The organism is Streptomyces sp. NPDC001599, assembly GCF_042893535.1.
Taxonomy (GTDB): Bacteria; Actinomycetota; Actinomycetes; order Streptomycetales; family Streptomycetaceae; genus Streptomyces.
This window is the reverse complement of the sequence record NZ_JBIAVA010000001.1, coordinates 756,784-775,146: the sequence shown is the minus strand read 5'-3', so window position 1 is coordinate 775,146 and position 18,363 is coordinate 756,784. Positions and strand designations below refer to the sequence as shown.

Below are 18,363 nucleotides of genomic sequence, written 5' to 3'. Positions count from 1 at the left end.
GCGGGGAGCGCCTCGCCGGGCCGACAGTCACGGTGCCTACGCCTCAGGTTCGGTCGACGGCTCGGTGGAGGGGGCCGTCGACGGACCGGTCGACGGGTCCGGCGTCGGGTCGGCCGCCTTGGCCACCTTCAGGGTGATGTCGAGCGCGGCGCCGCCCGGCGTGGTGAGGCGCAGGATGTACGTCCCCTCCGCGTCGTCGGCGTACAGCTTCGGCAGCTCCAGCAGGCCCTTGGCGTCGGTCTTCCGGCCGGTCAGCGTACGGACGGCCTTGCCGTCGGCGTCCTTGAAGTAGGGGCCCTTGTCGTTCTCGGCCGGGTCGTCCTTGGACTTGATGAGGGTCGCGGTGACGGCGACCTTGTCCGCGACCGCGCCCTTGAGCGTGGCCTTCACCTCGATCGGGTCGGCGAACTCGCCGCCCGGCGTGCACGTCAGCTCGGTCTCGCCGGTGCTGGTGAGGGCGTCGGCGACGCGCTCGGTGACGGTGGCCTTGTAGTCGAGACCCGGGACGGTACGGCCGATGACGGTGGCCCGGACGGTGAACCCGCCGGTCTGCTCGCCCGCCACCAGCGCGGGCGCGACGGCCACGCCGGAGGCGTCGGTGGTGACCGCGGCGACCTTCTCACCGCCGGTGAAGGTGGCGTCCGTGTCGCCCAGGACGGTGAAGCGGATGCGCACCTTTCCGACGGCCTCTCCGGCCTTGGTCTCGGCGCGGGTGCTGATCTTCTTGGCGAACGTGTCGCCCGCGATCGCGCTGAACCCCGTGGCGCCGGCGTTCTCCAGGTGGTGAACGGTGTCGGTGGGCGTGGGGGTCTCGGTCGGCGGCGCCGGGTCCGTGGGCGGCGTTGAGGGGCTGGTGCTGGGGCCTCCGGGATCGGTGGGCCTGCCCGACGTCGGCGGCTTGTTCGGGCTCCCTCCCGGACCGGGCGTCGCCGTGCCGGGGGTTTGGGGTCGGCTGCTCGCACCCGTGCCGCGTCCCGGGGAACCGGTGCCGGTGCCGATGCCGGTGGGGGGGTCGTCGCTGCGGCCGACCGGGAGGCTGCCGGTGCCGTCCGGGATCTCGTGGGTGCCCTTGCGGTAGTGCTCCAGCCACGACAGGACCGTGCGCAGGTAGTCCTGCGAGTTGTTGTAGCTGAGGATCGCGCTGTCGAGGTCGTCCTGGTCGGACAGGTCCCAGTCGAAGCGGCACAGGTAGTGGCCGGCGGCGAGCGCGGCGTCATAGACGTTGTTGGGGTCTTCCTTGCCGTCGCCGTTGCCGTCGCGGCCCGCCCACGCCCAGGTGGAAGGGATGAACTGCATGGGGCCGACGGCGTTGTCGTAGCTGCTGTTGCCGTCGTAGACGCCGTTGTCGGTGTCCTTGATGAGCGCGAAGCCGTTGCCGTCGAGTTGCGGGCCGATGATGCGGCCGATGGTGGTGCCGTAGGCGTCGACGCGCCCACCGCGCGCCTGACCGGACTCCACTTTGCCGATCGCGGCGAGGAGTTGCCACGGCAGGTTGCAGCCGGGCTTGGATCGGCGCAGTTCCGACTCGGCCTTCTTGTAGGCGTCGAGCACGGTCGCGGGAATGCCTGCCTCGGGCGAGCCCGGGGAGGAGGGGGTGCCTGTGGTCGGGGCGGGGCTGGGGCTGTTGAGCGGCGGCAGGTCGGTGTAGTAGGGCGAGTTGCCGGTGGCGCTGTCCTGGGAGGGCGTGTCGGACGTCGGCGCGTTGTCGGCGGTGGTCTGTCTGCCGTTGCCGTCGGCCGTGACGTCGGGGGCCTGGGACGCGGACAGGGCCGCGACCGCGACCGCCGCCACGGTGGTGGTGAGCGCCGCCTTGCGGAGCCTCCTGTCGAAATGCGCCGCCATAGAGTGAACCCCTCCCCTGGACGCCCGCGCGTCCGTCTCCGTCCGTTTTCTGCTGTCGTGCTGGCCGGTCGTACCCGTTGTATCCGCCCTGTTGTGACGAGCGACCGGCGCGGACGGTTGCACCGCCGTCCTCCGAGCACCGTGGTCGTCTGTTCGACCAGTACGGTGCCGCAGGCGACCCTACGGCAACTTTCTTTGCACGGGCACCCGTTCCTGCCCGACATTCACCACTTGGCCATATGAGACGTTCTGTTGCCGTTCGCCCTCGGTCAATACGGCAGGCGTGCCGTCCGGAGCCGCCGTCAGTAGGGGGCCGGACCGCCGGGTCGGGCGCCGGGGGTGTCGGCGGGCGCGACGAAGACGGTGAAGGTGTGGGCGGGTCGGGGCCGAGGCAGCAGGGAGAGGGCCAGCGCGAGGTAACCGCGGGCCAGGTCGGCCCAGAGCTGCCAGGCGGGAGTTCCGTGCGGGGCGGCGGTCGCGGGGGCCCGGTGGGCGAGCCTGCGGCGGAGGTCCGTCGCGGTGCGGTGCAGGACCGTCGTGACGGTGGTGGGGATGCGGCCGGTACTTGCGCCCGGTGCGAAGACCGGGACCGGGAGGAGTGGCACGCGGGCGGGTCCGTCGGTGCGTGCCCGTGCCGGTGTCGTCCGGTGGTGGAGCATGCGTATACCCATGCCCGCATCCTCACGGGAGACCGGGGCGGGGGCGTTTCCTCGGGGGCCACCGGAGTGACGGGGGCGGTGGAACACGGGTCCCGCCGGCGCCGCCCGGCCCGGCGCCGACGGGGTGGGGCGGCTCGCGGCGCCGAGGCGGGGGGCGCAACCCGGCGCCGACGGGCCGGCCGGCGTGGGCGGGGCGGGGGCGCAGCCCGGCGCCGACGGGGTGCCGCTGCGCCCACCCGTGCCGCCCCAGCGGCACGACTGCCCGCAGCGGGGGGGCGGGGCGCGGCGACTGCCCGCAGCGGGGGCCGGGGGCGGCTAGTGCGCTGCCGACTCCCAGTCCGGGCCCGCGCCCACCGAGACGCCCAGGGGGACGCTGAGCTGCACGGCGTTGGCCATTTCGCGGCGGACCAGTTCCTCCGCCGCGGCGCGCTCGCCCGGAGCGATCTCCAGGACGATTTCGTCGTGGACCTGGAGGAGCATGCGGGACTTGAGGTCGGCCTCGCGCAGCGCCCTGTCCACGTTGAGCATGGCGATCTTGACGATGTCGGCCGCGGTGCCCTGGATCGGCGCGTTCAGGGCCATGCGCTCGGCCGCCTCGCGGCGCTGGCGGTTGTCGCTGTTGAGGTCGGGGAGGTAGCGGCGGCGGCCGAAGAGGGTCGCCGTGTAGCCCGTGGCCCGTGCCTCGTCGACGACCCGGCGCAGGTAGTCGCGGACGCCGCCGAAGCGCTCGAAGTAGGCGTCCATCAGGCCGCGGGCCTCGGCCGCCTCGATGTTCAGCTGCTGGGAGAGACCGAAGGCGGACAGCCCGTACGCGAGTCCGTAGGACATGGCCTTGATCTTGCGGCGCATCTCCGCGTCCACGGCCGACTGCTCGACGGAGAAGACCTGGGCCGCCGCGGTGGTGTGCAGGTCCTCGCCGGACGTGAACGCCTCGGTCAGGCCCGCGTCCTCCGACAGGTGGGCCATCACGCGCAGCTCGATCTGGCTGTAGTCGGCCGTCATCAGGGACTCGAATCCCTCGCCGACCACGAAGCCGCGGCGGATGGCGCGGCCCTCGTCGGTGCGGACCGGGATGTTCTGGAGGTTCGGGTCGGTGGACGAGAGGCGGCCGGTCGCGGCGACCGTCTGGTTGAACGTGGTGTGGATGCGGCCGTCCGCGGCGATCGTCTTGATCAGGCCCTCCACCGTGACGCGCAGCTTGGCCTGCTCGCGGTGACGGAGCATGATCACCGGCAGCTCGTTGTCCGTCTGGGCGGCGAGCCAGGCCAGGGCGTCGGCGTCGGTGGTGTAGCCGGTCTTGGTCTTCTTGGTCTTCGGCAGGTTCAGCTCGCCGAAGAGGACCTCCTGGAGCTGCTTGGGCGAGCCCAGGTTGAACTCGCGTCCGGCAGCGGCGTGGGCCTCCTTGACCGCCTGCTGCACGGCGCCCGCGAACATCTGCTCCATGGCCTGGAGGTGCTCGCGGTCGGCCGCGATGCCGTGCCGCTCCATGCGGGCGAGCAGCGCGGACGTGGGCAGCTCCATGTCGCGCAGCAGGTCGGCGGCGCCGACGTCCGCCAGGCGGCTCTCGAAGGCCTCGCCCAGGTCGAGGATGGCGCGGGCCTGCACCATCAGCACCTCGGCCTCGGCGCCCTCGTCCGCGCCGAAGGCGAGCTGTCCGTCGGCCGCGGCGGCGGGGGCCAGCTCGCGGTGCAGGTACTCCAGGGACAGCGCGTCCAGGTCGAAGGAGCGGCGGCCCGGCTTGACCAGGTAGGCGGCCAGCGCGGTGTCCATGCCCACGCCGGCGACGCTCCAGCCGTGCTCGGCGAAGACGCGCATCGCGCCCTTGGCGTTGTGGAGGACCTTCGGCCGGTCCGGGTCGGCGAGCCAGGAGCGGAACGCCGTCTCGTCGGCCTCGTCGATCTCCGTCGGGTCGAACCAGGCGGCCTTCCCGTCGGACGCGGCGAGCGCGACCTCGGCCACCGAGCCGGTGCCCAGGGCCCAGGTGTCGACCGTGGCCACCCCGAGCGGCTGCGTGCCGTGCTCGGCGAGCCAGCCGGCCAGCTCGCCCGTGCCCAGCACCGTGCCGTCCAGCTCCACGCCGTCCGCGACCACCGGCGTGGCCTCGGCCTCCTCGGCGCCCGGGTCGACGGCGTACAGCCGCTCGCGCAGCGAAGGATTGCGGATCTCCAGGGTGTCCAGGATCACCGCGACGCCCTTGCGGTCGTACGCCGTCCGCTCCAGGTCGGTGACGGTCCTCGGCAGCTCGACCCGCCGCTCCAGCTCGGTGAGCCGGCGGTTGAGCTTCACGGACTCCAGGTGGTCGCGCAGGTTCTGCCCGGCCTTGCCCTTGACCTCGTCGACGCGCTCGACCAGCTCCGCGAACGATCCGAACTGGTTGATCCACTTCGCGGCGGTCTTCTCGCCGACGCCCGGGATGCCCGGCAGGTTGTCGGACGGGTCGCCGCGCAGCGCAGCGAAGTCGGGGTACTGGGCGGGGGTCAGCCCGTACTTCTCGAAGACCTTCTCCGGCGTGAAGCGGGTCAGCTCGGAGACGCCCTTGGTCGGATAGAGGACCGTGGTGTGTTCGCTGACCAGCTGGAAGGAGTCGCGGTCGCCGGTGACGATCAGCACGTCGAAGCCCTCGGCCTCGGCCTGGGTGGCGAGGGTGGCGATGACGTCGTCCGCCTCGAAGCCCTCGACGGCGAACCGGGGCACGTGCATGGAGTCGAGCAGCTCACCGATCAGCTCCACCTGCCCCTTGAACTCGTCCGGGGTCTTGGAGCGGTTCGCCTTGTACTCGGTGAACTCCTCGGACCGCCAGGTCTTGCGGGAGACGTCGAACGCCACCGCGAAGTGCGTGGGCGCCTCGTCACGCAGGGTGTTGGCCAGCATCGACGCGAAACCGTAGATCGCGTTGGTCGGCTGGCCGGTCGCGGTCGTGAAGTTCTCCGCGGGCAGCGCGAAGAACGCGCGGTACGCCAGCGAGTGCCCGTCCATGAGCATCAGCCGCGGTCGGTCACCGGAGGTGCTGTCGGTCTTCTTCGATGCTTTCTTCGCCACGACACCGATCCTGCCACGTGCCACTGACACTCGGCTCCGCCCTCACCGTTCCGCCACGTCCCACGCCGTCCGCGCCGGGCGCGCGGCGCCGGCCCCGCAGGTTCCGCAACCTTCGCCCACCACCTCCGCCCCCTCCCGGACGGCCTCGGTGTCACCGGGGCGTGCGAGGATCGGAGACGTACTTCACAACGCGTAAGCGAAGGAGCGCGCGATGGCGAGCAAGCCGCCCAAGGGTGATCCGGTTCAGGACGCGCCGCAGGTGTCGGAGCCCCAGCACGCGGCGGCGGGCATCCCGGCCATCGGCCACACCCTGCGGGTCGCGCAGCGGCAGATGGGAGTGAAGCGGACGGCGCTGACGCTCCTGCGCGTCAATCAGAAGGACGGCTTCGACTGCCCGGGCTGCGCCTGGCCGGAGGGCGAGCACCGGCACAAGGCGGAGTTCTGCGAGAACGGCGCGAAGGCCGTGGCCGAGGAGGCCACCCTGCGCCGGGTCACCCCGGAGTTCTTCGCCGCGCACCCCGTCGCCGACCTCGCCACCCGCAGCGGCTACTGGCTGGGCCAGCAGGGCCGGCTGACGCACCCGGTGTACCTGCCGGAGGGCGGCGAGCACTACGAGCCGGTCACCTGGGAGCGCGCCTTCGGCATCGTCGCCGAGGAGATCGCCGCCCTGGACTCGCCCGACGAGGCCGTCTTCTACACCTCGGGGCGCACCAGCAACGAGGCGGCGTTCCTCTACCAGCTCTTCGCGCGCGAGCTGGGCACCAACAACCTGCCGGACTGCTCCAACATGTGCCACGAGTCGTCCGGCTCGGCCCTGTCCGAGACGATCGGCGTCGGCAAGGGCAGCGTCCTGCTGGAGGACCTCTACAAGTCCGACCTGATCATCGTGGCGGGCCAGAACCCGGGCACCAACCACCCGCGGATGCTCTCGGCCCTGGAGAAGGCGAAGGCGAACGGCGCGCGGATCATCAGCGTCAACCCGCTGCCCGAGGCGGGTCTGGAGCGCTTCAAGAACCCGCAGACCCCCAAGGGGCTCACCGCGGGCGCCTCGCTGACCGACCTGTTCCTCCAGATCCGCCTCGGCGGCGACCAGGCGCTGTTCCGGCTCCTGAACAAGCTGATCCTCGAGACTCGGGGCGCGGTCGACGAGGCCTTCGTCGAGGAACACACGCACGGCTACGACGAGTTCGCGGCGGCCGCCCGCGCCGCCGACTGGGACGACACGCTCGCGGCGACCGGTCTCACGCGCGCGGAGATCGAAGAAGCGCTGCGCATGGTGCTCGCCTCGGAGCGCACCATCGTGTGCTGGGCGATGGGCCTGACCCAGCACAAGCACTCGGTGCCCACGATCCGCGAGGTGGTGAACTTCCTGCTGCTGCGCGGCAACATCGGCCGCCCGGGAGCGGGCGTGTGCCCGGTGCGCGGCCACTCCAACGTGCAGGGCGACCGCACGATGGGCATCTTCGAGCGGCCCGCGCCCGCCTTCCTGGACGCCCTGGAGAAGGAGTTCGGCTTCGCCCCGCCGCGCGAGCACGGGTACGACGTCGTGCGGGCGATCCGCGCGCTGCGCGACGGCGAGGCGAAGGTCTTCTTCGCCATGGGCGGCAACTTCGTCTCCGCCTCCCCCGACACGGAGGTCACCGAGGCGGCCATGCGCCGCGCCCGGCTCACCGTGCACGTGTCGACGAAGCTGAACCGCTCGCACGCGGTCACGGGCGCGCGGGCGCTCATCCTGCCGACCCTGGGCCGCACCGAGCGTGACCTCCAGGGCGGCGGCGAGCAGTTCGTGACCGTCGAGGACTCCATGGGCATGGTGCACGCCTCGCGCGGCCGCCTGGAGCCGGCGAGCGGGCAGCTGCTGTCCGAGCCCGCGATCGTGTGCCGGCTGGCGCGGCGGGTGCTGGGCGAGGGGAGCCGCACGCCGTGGGAGGAGTTCGAGAAGGACTACGCCACGATCCGCGACCGCATCGGGCGGGTCGTGCCGGGCTTCGAGGACTTCAACGCGCGCGTGGCGCACCCCGGGGGCTTCGCCCTGCCGCACGCCCCGCGCGACGAGCGCCGCTTCCCGACGGCCACCGGGAAGGCCAACTTCACCGCCGCGCCGGTCGAGTTCCCCGAGCTGCCCGAGGGGCGGCTGCTGCTCCAGACGCTGCGCTCGCACGACCAGTACAACACCACGATCTACGGCCTGGACGACCGTTACCGGGGGATCAGGAACGGCCGTCGCGTCGTCCTGGTCAACCCGGAGGACGCCCGCAAGCTGGGCGTCGAGGACGGCTCGTACGTCGACCTGGTGAGCGAGTGGCGGGACGGGGTGGAGCGGCGGGCGCCCGGTTTCCGCGTCGTGCACTATCCGACGGCCCGGGGCTGCGCGGCGGCGTACTACCCGGAGACCAACGTGCTGGTGCCGCTGGACGCCACCGCGGACACCAGCAACACCCCGGCCAGCAAGTCCGTGGTCGTCCGTCTGGAACAATCGGCGACCGACTGAGCGTTTGCTCAGCGAAGCGAAGCAGCCGGCCGGCGCCTCCGAGCGAGCGGCCGGCCGGCGGGCACACAGACGGATCGACGAAACGGAGCCGGCCCATGGGCGAGCAGCAGCAGGTGCAGTTCCCGCAGGAGGTCATCGACGAGTACGCCGCGCTCGGCGTCGATCTGCCGGCGCTGTTCTCCGCCGGACATCTGGGGACTCGCATGGGTGTCCAGATCGTCGAGGCGTCGGCGGACCGGGTCGTCGGCACCATGCCGGTGGAGGGCAACACCCAGCCGTACGGGCTGCTGCACGGGGGTGCCTCGGCCGTGCTGGCCGAGACGCTCGGGTCGGTCGGCTCGATGCTGCACGGGGGCTCCTCCAAGATCGCCGTCGGTGTCGACCTGAACTGCACCCATCACCGCGGGGCCCGCTCCGGTCTGGTCACCGGGGTGGCGACGCCGGTGCACCGCGGCCGGTCGACGGCGACGTACGAGGTCGTGATCAGCGACGAGCAGGACCGCCGGGTGTGCACCGCCCGGCTGACCTGCCTGCTGCGGGACGTGAACCCCGGCGACGGAGCCCGGACCGCCACGGCCGGCTGAGGCCTGTCCGGCGGATCGTGCCGCAGACGCGGCCGCGGGATACGACACGCGAGTCCGAGGCGCCTTCGGCACCCTCCGCCCCGGCCACGGGCATTGCCCCCTGCCGCCGGGCGCTCTAGCGTCGGGGCATGGGACGGGGAGGGGGCTCTCGGCCGGGGGCGGCGGCGCTTCGGCGCCGTGTCGTGCGGGGGCGGGCCGTGCCCGGAGGGGGCGTACGGATTCCCGCGGCCCTGACTCCGCATCGGGCCCGGGTCCTGGCCCGGTCCCTGGCTCTCGCGCTGCTGATCGGCGTCTTCGCCGCCGGGTGCGGCGGCGACCCCGACGACCGGGCGGGCGGTTCTGCCGGTACGGCGCTCAGCACGTCCCCCTCGTCCGCGTCCGGCGCGTCGTCCGGTTCCCCACGCCCCTTGTCGGGCGCCGAGTTGTGCGTGAGCGCCGTCGGGTACTGGGCGCGCGAGACACTGGACGGCGGCGTGCCGTACGGCGACTATCAGTCGATGGGGCTGTCCAACCGGCAGTACGACATCCTGCGGGAGGTCGTGGCCGCGGCACGGGCCGCGAAGCGAGAGCAAGGCGCCCGCGCCGCAGGAGAGTTGATCGACCGCCAGGTGCGCCGGACATGTGCCGAGCGGTACCGCGACGGCGGTCCGAGCGTAGGCCCGTGGCAGCGATGAGCGGCGTCGGACCGGTCGAGCCGGGCGAGGACACCCACGTCCGGGACGTCCCGCAGCCCCGCCCGCGCGGCCCCCTGGCCCTGCGCTACGACCGCCACCGCCGCACCGTCCTCGTCTCCGCCGCCGCCCTCGTCGTCCTGTCGGGCGGCGGCTACCTGTACGCGAGCCGCCCGCAGCCGCGCCCCGCTCCCCCGCCGCCCTACCCGTCCCAGGCGGTGGACCTGGTCTACGTGGCCCCGGTGACCGGCTCGCCCGGGACCCGGGCCGCCGGCTACAGCTTCACGGTGCTGCTGAGCGTGCGCAGCGGGCCGCCCGTCACCGTGACGCGGCTGACCCAGCCCTACGACGGGCTCGCGGTGACCACCTCCCCCGCGGCACCTTTCCAGACAAATTCGCATTCCGCCCGCAAGATCATTGTCACGCTACGGGTGACGGAATGTGAAAAAGCGCCCCGGAATCCCGGACTCCCTTTCCTGGATGTAACGCTGCGTAATGTGCGCGCAATAGAAGCCCACAGTTTCATCCTGGGATCGCGCTATGCGCAGGACCTCTCCCGGGCCCTTGAGGTCGCCTGCAGCAACGATTCGAGGTAATCACCAAAACGCCCCAGACGCCTGAACCGGTCCGTTCCGTCCTGCGGGTTCTCAGCATGCGGACAGGGCGAATCGGCCTGAATTCAGCCCTTCTTCCCAGCCAGTACCGCTCTGCAATACCCGGTGTCATAACAAGAGAGTCACAGCCTCAGTCAGACCCTCCTCCACCTTCCCCACACACGCTTAGAGTCACGGCCAGTCACCGCGCCGTCGGATTGTCATTTCGGCCCCGCGCTCGACTCGACCGCCTCCACGGGGAAGCGGCCGTGCCAGGGAAAGGACTGATCGTGCGTCAACGTTCGCTCATCGCCATCACCGCCGCTCTGGCGGCGGGAGCGCTCACCCTCACCGCCTGCGGCTCGCGCGACGACGACGGCGGCTCGGACTCCGGCAACGGCGGCGGTGGCACCACCGTCGTCATCGGTGTCGACGCCCCGCTGACCGGCGACCTGTCCGCGCTCGGCCTCGGCATCAAGAACTCGGCGGACCTCGCGGCCAAGACGGCCAACAAGAACAAGACCGTCGAGGGCGTCACCTTCAAGGTCGAAGCGCTCGACGACCAGGGCCAGCCCTCCGTCGGCCAGCAGAACGCCAGCAGCTTCGTCGCCAACAAGGACGTCCTCGGCGTCGTCGGCCCGCTGAACTCGTCGGTCGGCGAGTCCATGCAGAAGGTCTTCGACACCGCCAAGCTGGTCGAGGTCTCCCCGGCCAACACCGGCCCCTCCCTCACCCAGGGCCCGGACTGGCGCACCAAGAAGGTCCGCCAGTACAAGTCGTACTTCCGCACCGCGACCACGGACGCCATTCAGGGCCCGTTCGCCGCGCAGTACGTCTACAACGACGCCAAGAAGAAGAAGGTCTTCGTCATCGACGACAAGAAGACCTACGGCGCGGGCCTCGCCGGCACCTTCACCGACGAGTTCAAGAAGCTCGGCGGCCAGGTGGTCGGCACGGAGCACATCAACCCGGACACCAAGGACTTCTCCTCGGTCGCCACCAAGGTGAAGAACTCCGGCGCCGACGTCGTCTACTACGGCGGTGAATACCCGCAGGCCGGTCCGCTGAGCAAGCAGATCAAGGAGGCCGGTGCCAAGATTCCGCTGGTCGGCGGCGACGGCATCAAGGACGACACCTTCATCAAGCTGGCCGGTGCCGCCGCCAACGGCGACCTCGCCACCTCGGTCGGCGCGCCCGTCGAGGAGCTCCCCTCGGCCAAGAAGTTCGTGGCCGACTACAAGACGGAGGGCTACAAGGAGGACTTCGCGGCCTACGGCGGCTACTCCTACGACTCCGCCTGGGCGATCATCGAGGCCGTCAAGAAGGTCGTCGAGGACAACGGCGGGAAGCTTCCCGACGACGCCCGCGCCAAGGTCACCGAGGCCATGCAGAACGTCTCCTTCGACGGTGTGACCGGCAAGGTCTCCTTCGACGAGTTCGGTGACGCGACCAACAAGCAGCTCACCGTCTACTCCGTCGAGAACGGAGCCTTCAAGTCCGTCAAGTCCGGTACCTACACCGGCTGACCGACCGCACCACTGCCCACGAGCCGCGCGGGGCGCTGTTCCACTGGCGCCCCGCGCGGACTCGCATCCGGCCACACCATCCGTCGAACGTCCGAATGTCTCGGAGGACATGCGGTGAACGAACTGCCGCAGCAGCTGGTCAACGGCCTGCTACTGGGATCCATGTACGGGCTCGTCGCCATCGGCTACACAATGGTCTACGGCATCGTCCAGCTCATCAACTTCGCCCACGGCGAGATCTTCATGACCGGCGCCTTCGGCGCACTCACGGTCTACATGTACATCCTGCCCGACGGCACCTCCATGCTGATCGCCCTGCCCCTGATGCTCATCGGCGCGGTGATCGTCTCCACCACCGTCGCCGTCGGGGCGGAACGGTTCGCCTATCGCCCCCTGCGCGGCGCACCCCGGCTCGCGCCCCTCATCACCGCGATCGGCCTCTCCCTCGCCCTGCAGCAGGCGGTGTGGGCCTGGTACCCGGACGCGAAGTCCGCGCGGCCCTTCCCGCAGATCGACGGCGGGCCCTTCCACATCGGCAACGTCACCCTTCAGACCGGCGACATCTTCCTGTTCGTCGTCGCCCCGGTGAGCATGGCCATCCTCGGCTTCTTCGTGATGCGCACCCGCACCGGACGGGGTATGCAGGCCACCGCGCAGGACCCGGACACCGCCAAGCTGATGGGTGTCAACACGGACCGCATCATCGTGATCGCCTTCGCCCTCGGTGCCGTCTTCGCCGCCGTCGGCGGCGTCGCCTACGGCCTCAGGTACGGCCAGATCGAGTTCAAGATGGGCTTCATCCTCGGTCTCAAGGCCTTCACGGCGGCCGTCCTCGGCGGCATCGGCAACATCTACGGCGCCATGATCGGCGGTGTCGTCCTCGGCGTCGCCGAGACCCTGGCCACCGCCTACATCGCCGACATCCCCGGCCTGGACAAGTTCGGCAGCCAGTCCTGGGCGGACGTCTGGGCCTTCATCCTCCTCATCCTCGTGCTGTTGTTCAGGCCACAGGGCCTGCTCGGCGAACGCGTTGCGGACAGGGCGTGACACCGATGACCACACAGACCACCGCGCCGAAGAACACCGGCGCCCCCGTACCGGGCGAACCCTCCGGCCTCATCGGCATACCCGCGAACCTCGGCCGTGCCCTCGCCACCGGCGGCGGCGTCCTCACCGTCGTCTCCACCTTCCTCGCCTGGACCTGGACCGCCGAGTTCCCCGGCGACCTCACCGTCTACGGCTACCCCGGCGGCCTCCAGGTCCTGGTGCTGATCGCCGGCGCCCTCACCACCCTGTTCGGCCTCGCGTCGTACGGCGTCAAGGGGCTCGGCTGGCTCGCGCCCGCCAGTGCCGACGCCGCGCTCAAGTTCGCCGCGCTCGCCGCCTTCGCCACCACCTGGTACACGGTCCTCGCGATCAGCACCAAGCTCGGCGGCCTCGTCAACCTCGAACCCGGCGGCTACATCGCCGCGGCCGTCACCCTCGTCGCGTTCCTGGGCGCCCTCGCGCTGCCCTTCGAGCGCCCCGAGCCCGACCCCTTCGACCCCGACGACACCGGCTGGGACCAGTTCAAGCACAGCAGCTCGCAGCGGTGGCAGACCGTCCGGGCGGCCTTCGCCTCGAAAGAGCCGCGGCCCGTGCGTGCGCTCCCCTCCTACGTCGAGATCCTCGTCATCGTCGCGATCCTCGCCGTGGCCCTGCTGGTCTTCACCTACGGCATCGGCACCGAGTACGACGAACTGTTCATCGGCTTCCTGATCGTCACCGGTTTCGGCTTCGCCGCCCTCCACCGGTCCGGGCTGATCAGCCACGCCACCGAGATCACCGCACGGCACCAGAACATCACCGTCTGCGGCGGCTTCATCGCGGCGGCCTGCTTCCCCTTCACGCAGTCCGACGACCAGTACGCCACACTCGGCGTGTACATCCTGATCTTCGCCACGGTGGCGCTCGGCCTGAACATCGTCGTCGGCCTCGCCGGCCTGCTCGACCTCGGCTACGTGGCCTTCCTCGGTGTCGGCGCCTACGCCGCCTCCATGGTCTCCGGCTCCCCCAGCTCGCCCTTCGACCTGCACCTGCCCTTCTGGGCCGCGGTCCTGGTCGGCGCGGCCGCCTCCCTGGTGTTCGGCGTCCTGATCGGCGCGCCCACGCTGCGGCTGCGCGGCGACTACCTCGCCATCGTGACCCTCGGTTTCGGTGAGATCTTCCGGATCACCGCCAACAACCTGGACGGCACCTCGGGGCCGGACGTCACCAACGGCTCCAACGGCATCTCGTCCATCCCCGACCTCAAGATCCTCGGCTTCGACCTCGGGGTCGCGCACGACATCGGCGGCTTCACCCTCGGCCGGTTCGCCAACTACTTCCTGCTGATGCTCATCATCACGGCCGTCGTCGTCCTCGTCTTCCGGCGCAGCGGCGACTCCCGCATCGGCCGCGCCTGGGTCGCCATCCGCGAGGACGAGACCGCAGCGCTCGCCATGGGCATCAACGGCTTCCGCGTCAAGCTCATCGCGTTCGCCGTCGGCGCCTCGCTGGCCGGACTGGCCGGCACCGTCCAGGCGCACGTCACCTACACCGTCACCCCCGAGCAGTACCTGTTCGCCGGCACCACGCCGCCCAACTCGGCCTTCCTGCTCGCCGCGGTCGTGCTCGGCGGCATGGGCACCATCGCCGGCCCGCTCATCGGTGCGGCGCTGCTCTTCCTGATTCCCAACAAGCTCCAGTTCCTCGACGACTACCAGCTCCTCGCCTTCGGGCTCGCGCTCGTCCTGCTGATGCGCTTCCGCCCGGAGGGCCTCATCGCCAACCGGCGCCGCAAGCTGGAGTTCCACGAAGAGGACGAAGCGCCCGCAGTCCTGAGCAAGACAGGGGCCTGACCACCATGACCACCGACACCACCACCAAGGACACCGCACCGGGCGCCCCCGCCCCCGGCACCACCATCCTCGACGCGCGCGGTGTCACGATGCGCTTCGGCGGACTGACCGCCGTGAACGGCGTCGACCTCACCGTGAACAGCGGCGAGATCGTCGGCCTGATCGGCCCCAACGGCGCCGGCAAGACCACCTTCTTCAACTGCCTGACCGGCCTCTACATCCCGACCGAGGGCGAGGTCCGCTACAAGGACCAGGTCCTGCCGGCCAAGTCCTTCAAGGTGACCGCCGCCGGCATCGCCCGTACCTTCCAGAACATCCGGCTGTTCGCCAACATGACGGTCCTGGAGAACGTGCTCGTCGGCCGGCACACCCGGACCAAGGAGGGCTTCTGGTCGGCCGTGCTGCGCGGGCCCGGCTTCCACCGGGCGGAGAAGGCGTCCCGGGAACGCGCCATGGAACTGCTGGAGTTCGTGGGCCTCGCGCCCAAGGCCGACCACCTCGCCCGCAATCTGCCCTACGGCGAGCAGCGCAAGCTGGAGATCGCCCGCGCGCTGGCCAGCGAGCCGGGGCTGCTGCTCCTGGACGAGCCGACGGCCGGTATGAACCCCCAGGAGACGCGGGCCACCGAGGAGTTGGTCTTCGCCATCCGCGACCAGGGCATCGCCGTCCTCGTCATCGAGCACGACATGCGGTTCATCTTCAACCTCTGCGACCGCGTCGCCGTACTCGTCCAGGGCGAGAAGCTCGTCGAGGGCGACAGCGCCACGGTGCAGGGCGACGAACGCGTCGTCGCCGCATACCTCGGCGAACCCCTCGCCGACGACCCCGGCGCCGCGGAGGCGGCCGAGGTGGAGGCCGCCGAAGCCGCCCAGGCCGAGGCCACCCGGGCCGACACCACCACGGACACCGCGGCCGGCAAGGAGAACGACCGATGACCGCACTGCTCGAGGTCGAGGACCTCCGCGTCGCCTACGGCAAGATCGAGGCCGTCAAGGGCATCTCCTTCAAGGTCGACGCCGGCGAGGTGGTCACCCTCATCGGCACCAACGGCGCCGGCAAGACCACGACGCTGCGCACCCTGTCGGGGCTGCTGAAGCCGGTCGGCGGCCAGATCAAATTCGGTGGCAAGTCGCTCAAGAAGGTCCCCGCGCACCAGATCGTCTCGCTGGGTCTCGCCCACTCGCCCGAGGGGCGGCACATCTTCCCGCGCATGACGATCGAGGACAACCTGCGTCTCGGCGCCTTCCTGCGCAGCGACCGGCCGGGCATCGAGAAGGACATCCAGCGCGCCTACGACCTCTTCCCGATCCTCGGTGAACGCCGCAAGCAGGCCGCGGGCACCCTGTCCGGCGGTGAGCAGCAGATGCTCGCCATGGGCCGTGCCCTGATGTCGCAGCCCAAGCTGCTCATGCTCGACGAGCCCTCCATGGGTCTCTCGCCGATCATGATGCAGAAGATCATGGCGACGATCGCCGAGCTGAAGTCCGAGGGCACCACCATCCTGCTCGTCGAGCAGAACGCCCAGGCCGCCCTGTCCCTGGCCGACCACGGCCACGTCATGGAGGTCGGCAACATCGTCCTGTCCGGCAGCGGCCAGGACCTGCTGCACGACGAGTCGGTCCGCAAGGCCTACCTGGGCGAGGACTGACGGCCGCCGCGGAGCACCGTACGGCCGAGGCCCGCGCCCCCACACCGGGGAACGCGGGCCTCAGTCGTACGTCGGGGACTCAGCCCTTGGACGCCTTCTTCTCCTCGGCGTCCTGGATGACCGCCTCGGCCACCTGCTGCATCGACATCCGCCGGTCCATGGAGGTCTTCTGGATCCACCGGAAGGCGGCCGGCTCGGTCAGGCCGTACTCCGTCTGGAGCACCGACTTGGCGCGGTCCACCAGCTTGCGGGTCTCCAGGCGGAGGCTGAGGTCGGCGACCTCCTTCTCCAGCGCCTTCAGCTCGGTGAACCGCGAGACGGCCATCTCGATCGCCGGCACGACGTCGCTCTTGCTGAACGGCTTCACGAGGTACGCCATGGCCCCGGCGTCCCGGGCCCGCTCCACCAGGTCGCGCTGCGAGAAGGCGGTCAGCATCAGGACCGGCGCGATGGACTCCTCGGCGATCTTCTCGGCCGCGGAGATGCCGTCGAGCTTGGGCATCTTGACGTCGAGGATCACCAGGTCGGGCCGGTGCTCGCGGGCCAGCTCCACGGCCTGCTCCCCGTCACCGGCCTCACCGACGACGGAGTACCCCTCCTCCTCCAGCATCTCTTTGAGGTCCAGCCGGATGAGCGCCTCGTCCTCGGCGATGACGACGCGGGTCGTCAGCGGAGGAACGTGCGACTGGTCGTCGTCGGGCACGTCTACGGGCTGGGGCGACTCGGGGGCGGTCACGTGGGCTCCTCGTTCGGGGCAGGGGTACTGCTGACAAGAGCCTACCTAGCTCCTGTATGTTTGAGTCACCGAGGGGCTACACTGACCTTCGGTTCGAAGAGGCTCCGGTAGTCCAATCGGCAGAGACGATGCCCTCAAAAGGCATTCAGTGTGGGTTCGAGTCCCACCCGGGGCACTTTCCCTTCCTTTCGAAGGCATCCCGATGCACCTGCGGGGACACCCGTTCAGCGGTCGTCCTCCCCGATGTGGTGCACCCGTACCAGGTTCGTCGTGCCGGACACCCCCGGCGGTGAGCCGGCCGTGATGACCACGACGTCGCCCTTCTCGCAGCGGCCGTACCTGGTGAGCAGTTCGTCCACCTGGTCGACCATCGCGTCCGTGGAGTCCACGTGCGGCCCCAGGAAGGTCTCCACGCCCCAGGTCAGGCTCAGTTGCGAGCGGGTCGCCGGTTCCGGGGTGAAGGCGAGCAGCGGGATGGGCGAGCGGTAGCGGGACAGGCGGCGGACGGTGTCGCCGGACTGGGTGAAGGCGACCAGGAACTTGGCGCCGAGGAAGTCGCCCATCTCGGCGGCGGCGCGGGCGACCGCACCGCCCTGGGTGCGGGGCTTGTTCCGTTCGGTCAGCGGGGGGAGTCCCTTGGCGAGGATGTCCTCCTCGGCCGCTTCGACGATCCGGGCCATCGTGCGCACCGTGTCGGTGGCGTGCTTGCCCACGCTGGTCTCGCCGGAGAGCATCACCGCGTCGGTGCCGTCGATGACCGCGTTGGCGACGTCGGAGGCCTCCGCGCGGGTGGGGCGGGCGTTGTCGATCATCGAGTCGAGCATCTGGGTGGCGACGATGACCGGTTTGGCGTTGCGCTTGGCCAGCTTGACGGCGCGCTTCTGGACGATCGGCACCTGTTCCAGGGGCATCTCGACGCCGAGGTCGCCCCGGGCGACCATGATCCCGTCGAAGGCCGCGACGATGTCCTCGATGTTCTCCACGGCCTGCGGCTTCTCGACCTTGGCGATGACGGGGAGGCGGCGGCCCTCCTCGTCCATGATGCGGTGCACGTCGAGGACGTCGCGTCCGCTGCGCACGAAGGAGAGCGCGACCACGTCGAAGCCGGCCCGCAGCGCCCAGCGCAGGTCGTCCTCGTCCTTCTTCGACAGGGCGGGCACGGACACCGCGACGCCCGGCAGGTTGAGGCCCTTGTGGTCGGAGACCATGCCGCCCTCGATCACCCGTGTCCGCACCCGGGTCCCCTCGACCCCGGTCACCTCCAGGCAGACCTTGCCGTCGTCGACGAGGACGCGCTCGCCGGGGGTGACGTCCTCGGCCAGGCCCGCGTAGGTGGTGCCGCAGATGTGGCGGTCGCCCTCGACGCCCTCCTCGACGGTGATGGTGAAGCTGTCGCCGCGTTCAAGGAGTACGGGTCCTTCACCGAAGTGGCCGAGGCGGATCTTCGGACCCTGAAGGTCGGCGAGGGTGCCGACGCTGCGGCCGGTCTCGTCGGACGCCTTGCGGACACGGTGATAGCGCTCTTCGTGTTCGGCGTGGGTGCCGTGGCTGAAATTGAAGCGGGCGATGTCCATTCCGGCGTCGACCAGGTCCTTGATCTGGTCGTACGAGTCGGTGGCGGGCCCAAGAGTGCAGACGATCTTTGCTCGGCGCATGAGTCGAGCCTATGACTTACTGCCGGGTAGCGAATTGGCC

14 protein-coding genes and 1 tRNA gene are annotated in these 18,363 nt (G+C 70.6%); 10 read left to right on the top strand and 5 right to left on the bottom strand.

Annotated features, from left to right (window positions below; genetic code table 11):
• Positions 1-36: 36 nt before the first annotated feature.
• The 3 genes from ACFYZ3_RS03500 to polA form a co-directional block, all read right to left on the bottom strand.
• Positions 37-1,842, bottom strand: a complete 1,806-nt coding sequence (locus ACFYZ3_RS03500) for a lytic transglycosylase domain-containing protein (protein ID WP_388513704.1) — start codon at positions 1,840-1,842, stop codon at positions 37-39.
• Between the two features lie 302 nt (positions 1,843-2,144).
• Complete coding sequence (locus tag ACFYZ3_RS03495) at positions 2,145-2,513, bottom strand: hypothetical protein (protein WP_388513703.1); 369 nt, start codon at positions 2,511-2,513, stop codon at positions 2,145-2,147.
• A 303-nt stretch (positions 2,514-2,816) separates the two neighbouring features.
• Complete coding sequence (polA, locus tag ACFYZ3_RS03490) at positions 2,817-5,540, bottom strand: DNA polymerase I (protein ID WP_388513702.1); 2,724 nt, start codon at positions 5,538-5,540, stop codon at positions 2,817-2,819.
• Positions 5,541-5,751: 211 nt separating this feature from the next.
• On the opposite strand from polA, the gene ACFYZ3_RS03485 reads away from it, so the two are divergent.
• From ACFYZ3_RS03485 to ACFYZ3_RS03445, 9 genes are all read left to right on the top strand, one after another.
• On the top strand, positions 5,752-8,031 hold the full coding sequence (locus ACFYZ3_RS03485) for an FdhF/YdeP family oxidoreductase (protein ID WP_388513700.1): 2,280 nt from the start codon (positions 5,752-5,754) through the stop codon (positions 8,029-8,031).
• 95 nt (positions 8,032-8,126) lie between these two features.
• Complete coding sequence (locus tag ACFYZ3_RS03480; RefSeq protein WP_388513699.1) at positions 8,127-8,615, top strand: PaaI family thioesterase; 489 nt, start codon at positions 8,127-8,129, stop codon at positions 8,613-8,615.
• Positions 8,616-8,812: 197 nt separating this feature from the next.
• Positions 8,813-9,289: a hypothetical protein gene (locus tag ACFYZ3_RS03475; protein ID WP_388513698.1), complete on the top strand. Its 477-nt coding sequence runs from the start codon at positions 8,813-8,815 to the stop codon at positions 9,287-9,289.
• On the top strand, positions 9,286-9,882 hold the full coding sequence (locus ACFYZ3_RS03470) for a Tat pathway signal sequence domain protein (protein ID WP_388513984.1): 597 nt from the start codon (positions 9,286-9,288) through the stop codon (positions 9,880-9,882). Before ACFYZ3_RS03475 ends, ACFYZ3_RS03470 begins: the two co-directional genes overlap by 4 nt.
• A gap of 287 nt (positions 9,883-10,169) precedes the next feature.
• Positions 10,170-11,405 carry a branched-chain amino acid ABC transporter substrate-binding protein gene (locus tag ACFYZ3_RS03465; protein WP_388513696.1) on the top strand — a complete coding sequence of 412 codons (1,236 nt, stop codon included), beginning with the start codon at positions 10,170-10,172 and terminating at the stop codon, positions 11,403-11,405.
• A 114-nt stretch (positions 11,406-11,519) separates the two neighbouring features.
• Positions 11,520-12,452 (top strand): branched-chain amino acid ABC transporter permease, encoded by a 933-nt coding sequence (locus tag ACFYZ3_RS03460; protein ID WP_003976808.1) that lies wholly within the window; start codon positions 11,520-11,522, stop codon positions 12,450-12,452.
• Between the two features lie 5 nt (positions 12,453-12,457).
• Positions 12,458-14,284, top strand: coding sequence for a branched-chain amino acid ABC transporter permease (locus ACFYZ3_RS03455; RefSeq protein WP_388513694.1), 1,827 nt, complete (start codon positions 12,458-12,460; stop codon positions 14,282-14,284).
• Positions 14,285-14,289: 5 nt separating this feature from the next.
• Positions 14,290-15,219 carry an ABC transporter ATP-binding protein gene (locus tag ACFYZ3_RS03450; protein WP_361007599.1) on the top strand — a complete coding sequence of 310 codons (930 nt, stop codon included), beginning with the start codon at positions 14,290-14,292 and terminating at the stop codon, positions 15,217-15,219.
• Complete coding sequence (locus ACFYZ3_RS03445; protein ID WP_328559893.1) at positions 15,216-15,932, top strand: ABC transporter ATP-binding protein; 717 nt, start codon at positions 15,216-15,218, stop codon at positions 15,930-15,932. The genes ACFYZ3_RS03450 and ACFYZ3_RS03445 overlap by 4 nt, the downstream gene beginning before the upstream one ends.
• A gap of 79 nt (positions 15,933-16,011) precedes the next feature.
• Here ACFYZ3_RS03445 and ACFYZ3_RS03440 read toward each other — a convergent pair whose 3' ends face one another.
• Complete coding sequence (locus tag ACFYZ3_RS03440) at positions 16,012-16,668, bottom strand: ANTAR domain-containing response regulator (RefSeq protein ID WP_104635570.1); 657 nt, start codon at positions 16,666-16,668, stop codon at positions 16,012-16,014.
• Between the two features lie 101 nt (positions 16,669-16,769).
• Here ACFYZ3_RS03440 and ACFYZ3_RS03435 point away from each other — a divergent pair.
• A tRNA-Leu gene (locus tag ACFYZ3_RS03435) sits at positions 16,770-16,843 on the top strand.
• A 49-nt stretch (positions 16,844-16,892) separates the two neighbouring features.
• Here the strand turns inward: ACFYZ3_RS03435 and pyk are convergent.
• On the bottom strand, positions 16,893-18,323 hold the full coding sequence (gene pyk / locus ACFYZ3_RS03430) for a pyruvate kinase (RefSeq protein ID WP_388513691.1): 1,431 nt from the start codon (positions 18,321-18,323) through the stop codon (positions 16,893-16,895).
• Positions 18,324-18,363 lie beyond the last annotated feature (40 nt).

What these genes read in the sequence shown, in the direction of transcription:
- ACFYZ3_RS03500 (WP_388513704.1), bottom strand. Translation starts at nt 1,842, where the DNA reads ATGGCGGCGCATTTCGACAGGAGGCTCCGCAAGGCGGCGCTCACCACC.
- ACFYZ3_RS03495 (WP_388513703.1), bottom strand. Translation starts at nt 2,513, where the DNA reads ATGGGTATACGCATGCTCCACCACCGGACGACACCGGCACGGGCACGC.
- ACFYZ3_RS03485 (WP_388513700.1), top strand. Translation starts at nt 5,752, where the DNA reads ATGGCGAGCAAGCCGCCCAAGGGTGATCCGGTTCAGGACGCGCCGCAG.
- ACFYZ3_RS03480 (WP_388513699.1), top strand. Translation starts at nt 8,127, where the DNA reads ATGGGCGAGCAGCAGCAGGTGCAGTTCCCGCAGGAGGTCATCGACGAG.
- ACFYZ3_RS03470 (WP_388513984.1), top strand. Translation starts at nt 9,286, where the DNA reads ATGAGCGGCGTCGGACCGGTCGAGCCGGGCGAGGACACCCACGTCCGG.
- ACFYZ3_RS03455 (WP_388513694.1), top strand. Translation starts at nt 12,458, where the DNA reads ATGACCACACAGACCACCGCGCCGAAGAACACCGGCGCCCCCGTACCG.
- ACFYZ3_RS03450 (WP_361007599.1), top strand. Translation starts at nt 14,290, where the DNA reads ATGACCACCGACACCACCACCAAGGACACCGCACCGGGCGCCCCCGCC.
- ACFYZ3_RS03445 (WP_328559893.1), top strand. Translation starts at nt 15,216, where the DNA reads ATGACCGCACTGCTCGAGGTCGAGGACCTCCGCGTCGCCTACGGCAAG.
- pyk (WP_388513691.1), bottom strand. Translation starts at nt 18,323, where the DNA reads ATGCGCCGAGCAAAGATCGTCTGCACTCTTGGGCCCGCCACCGACTCG.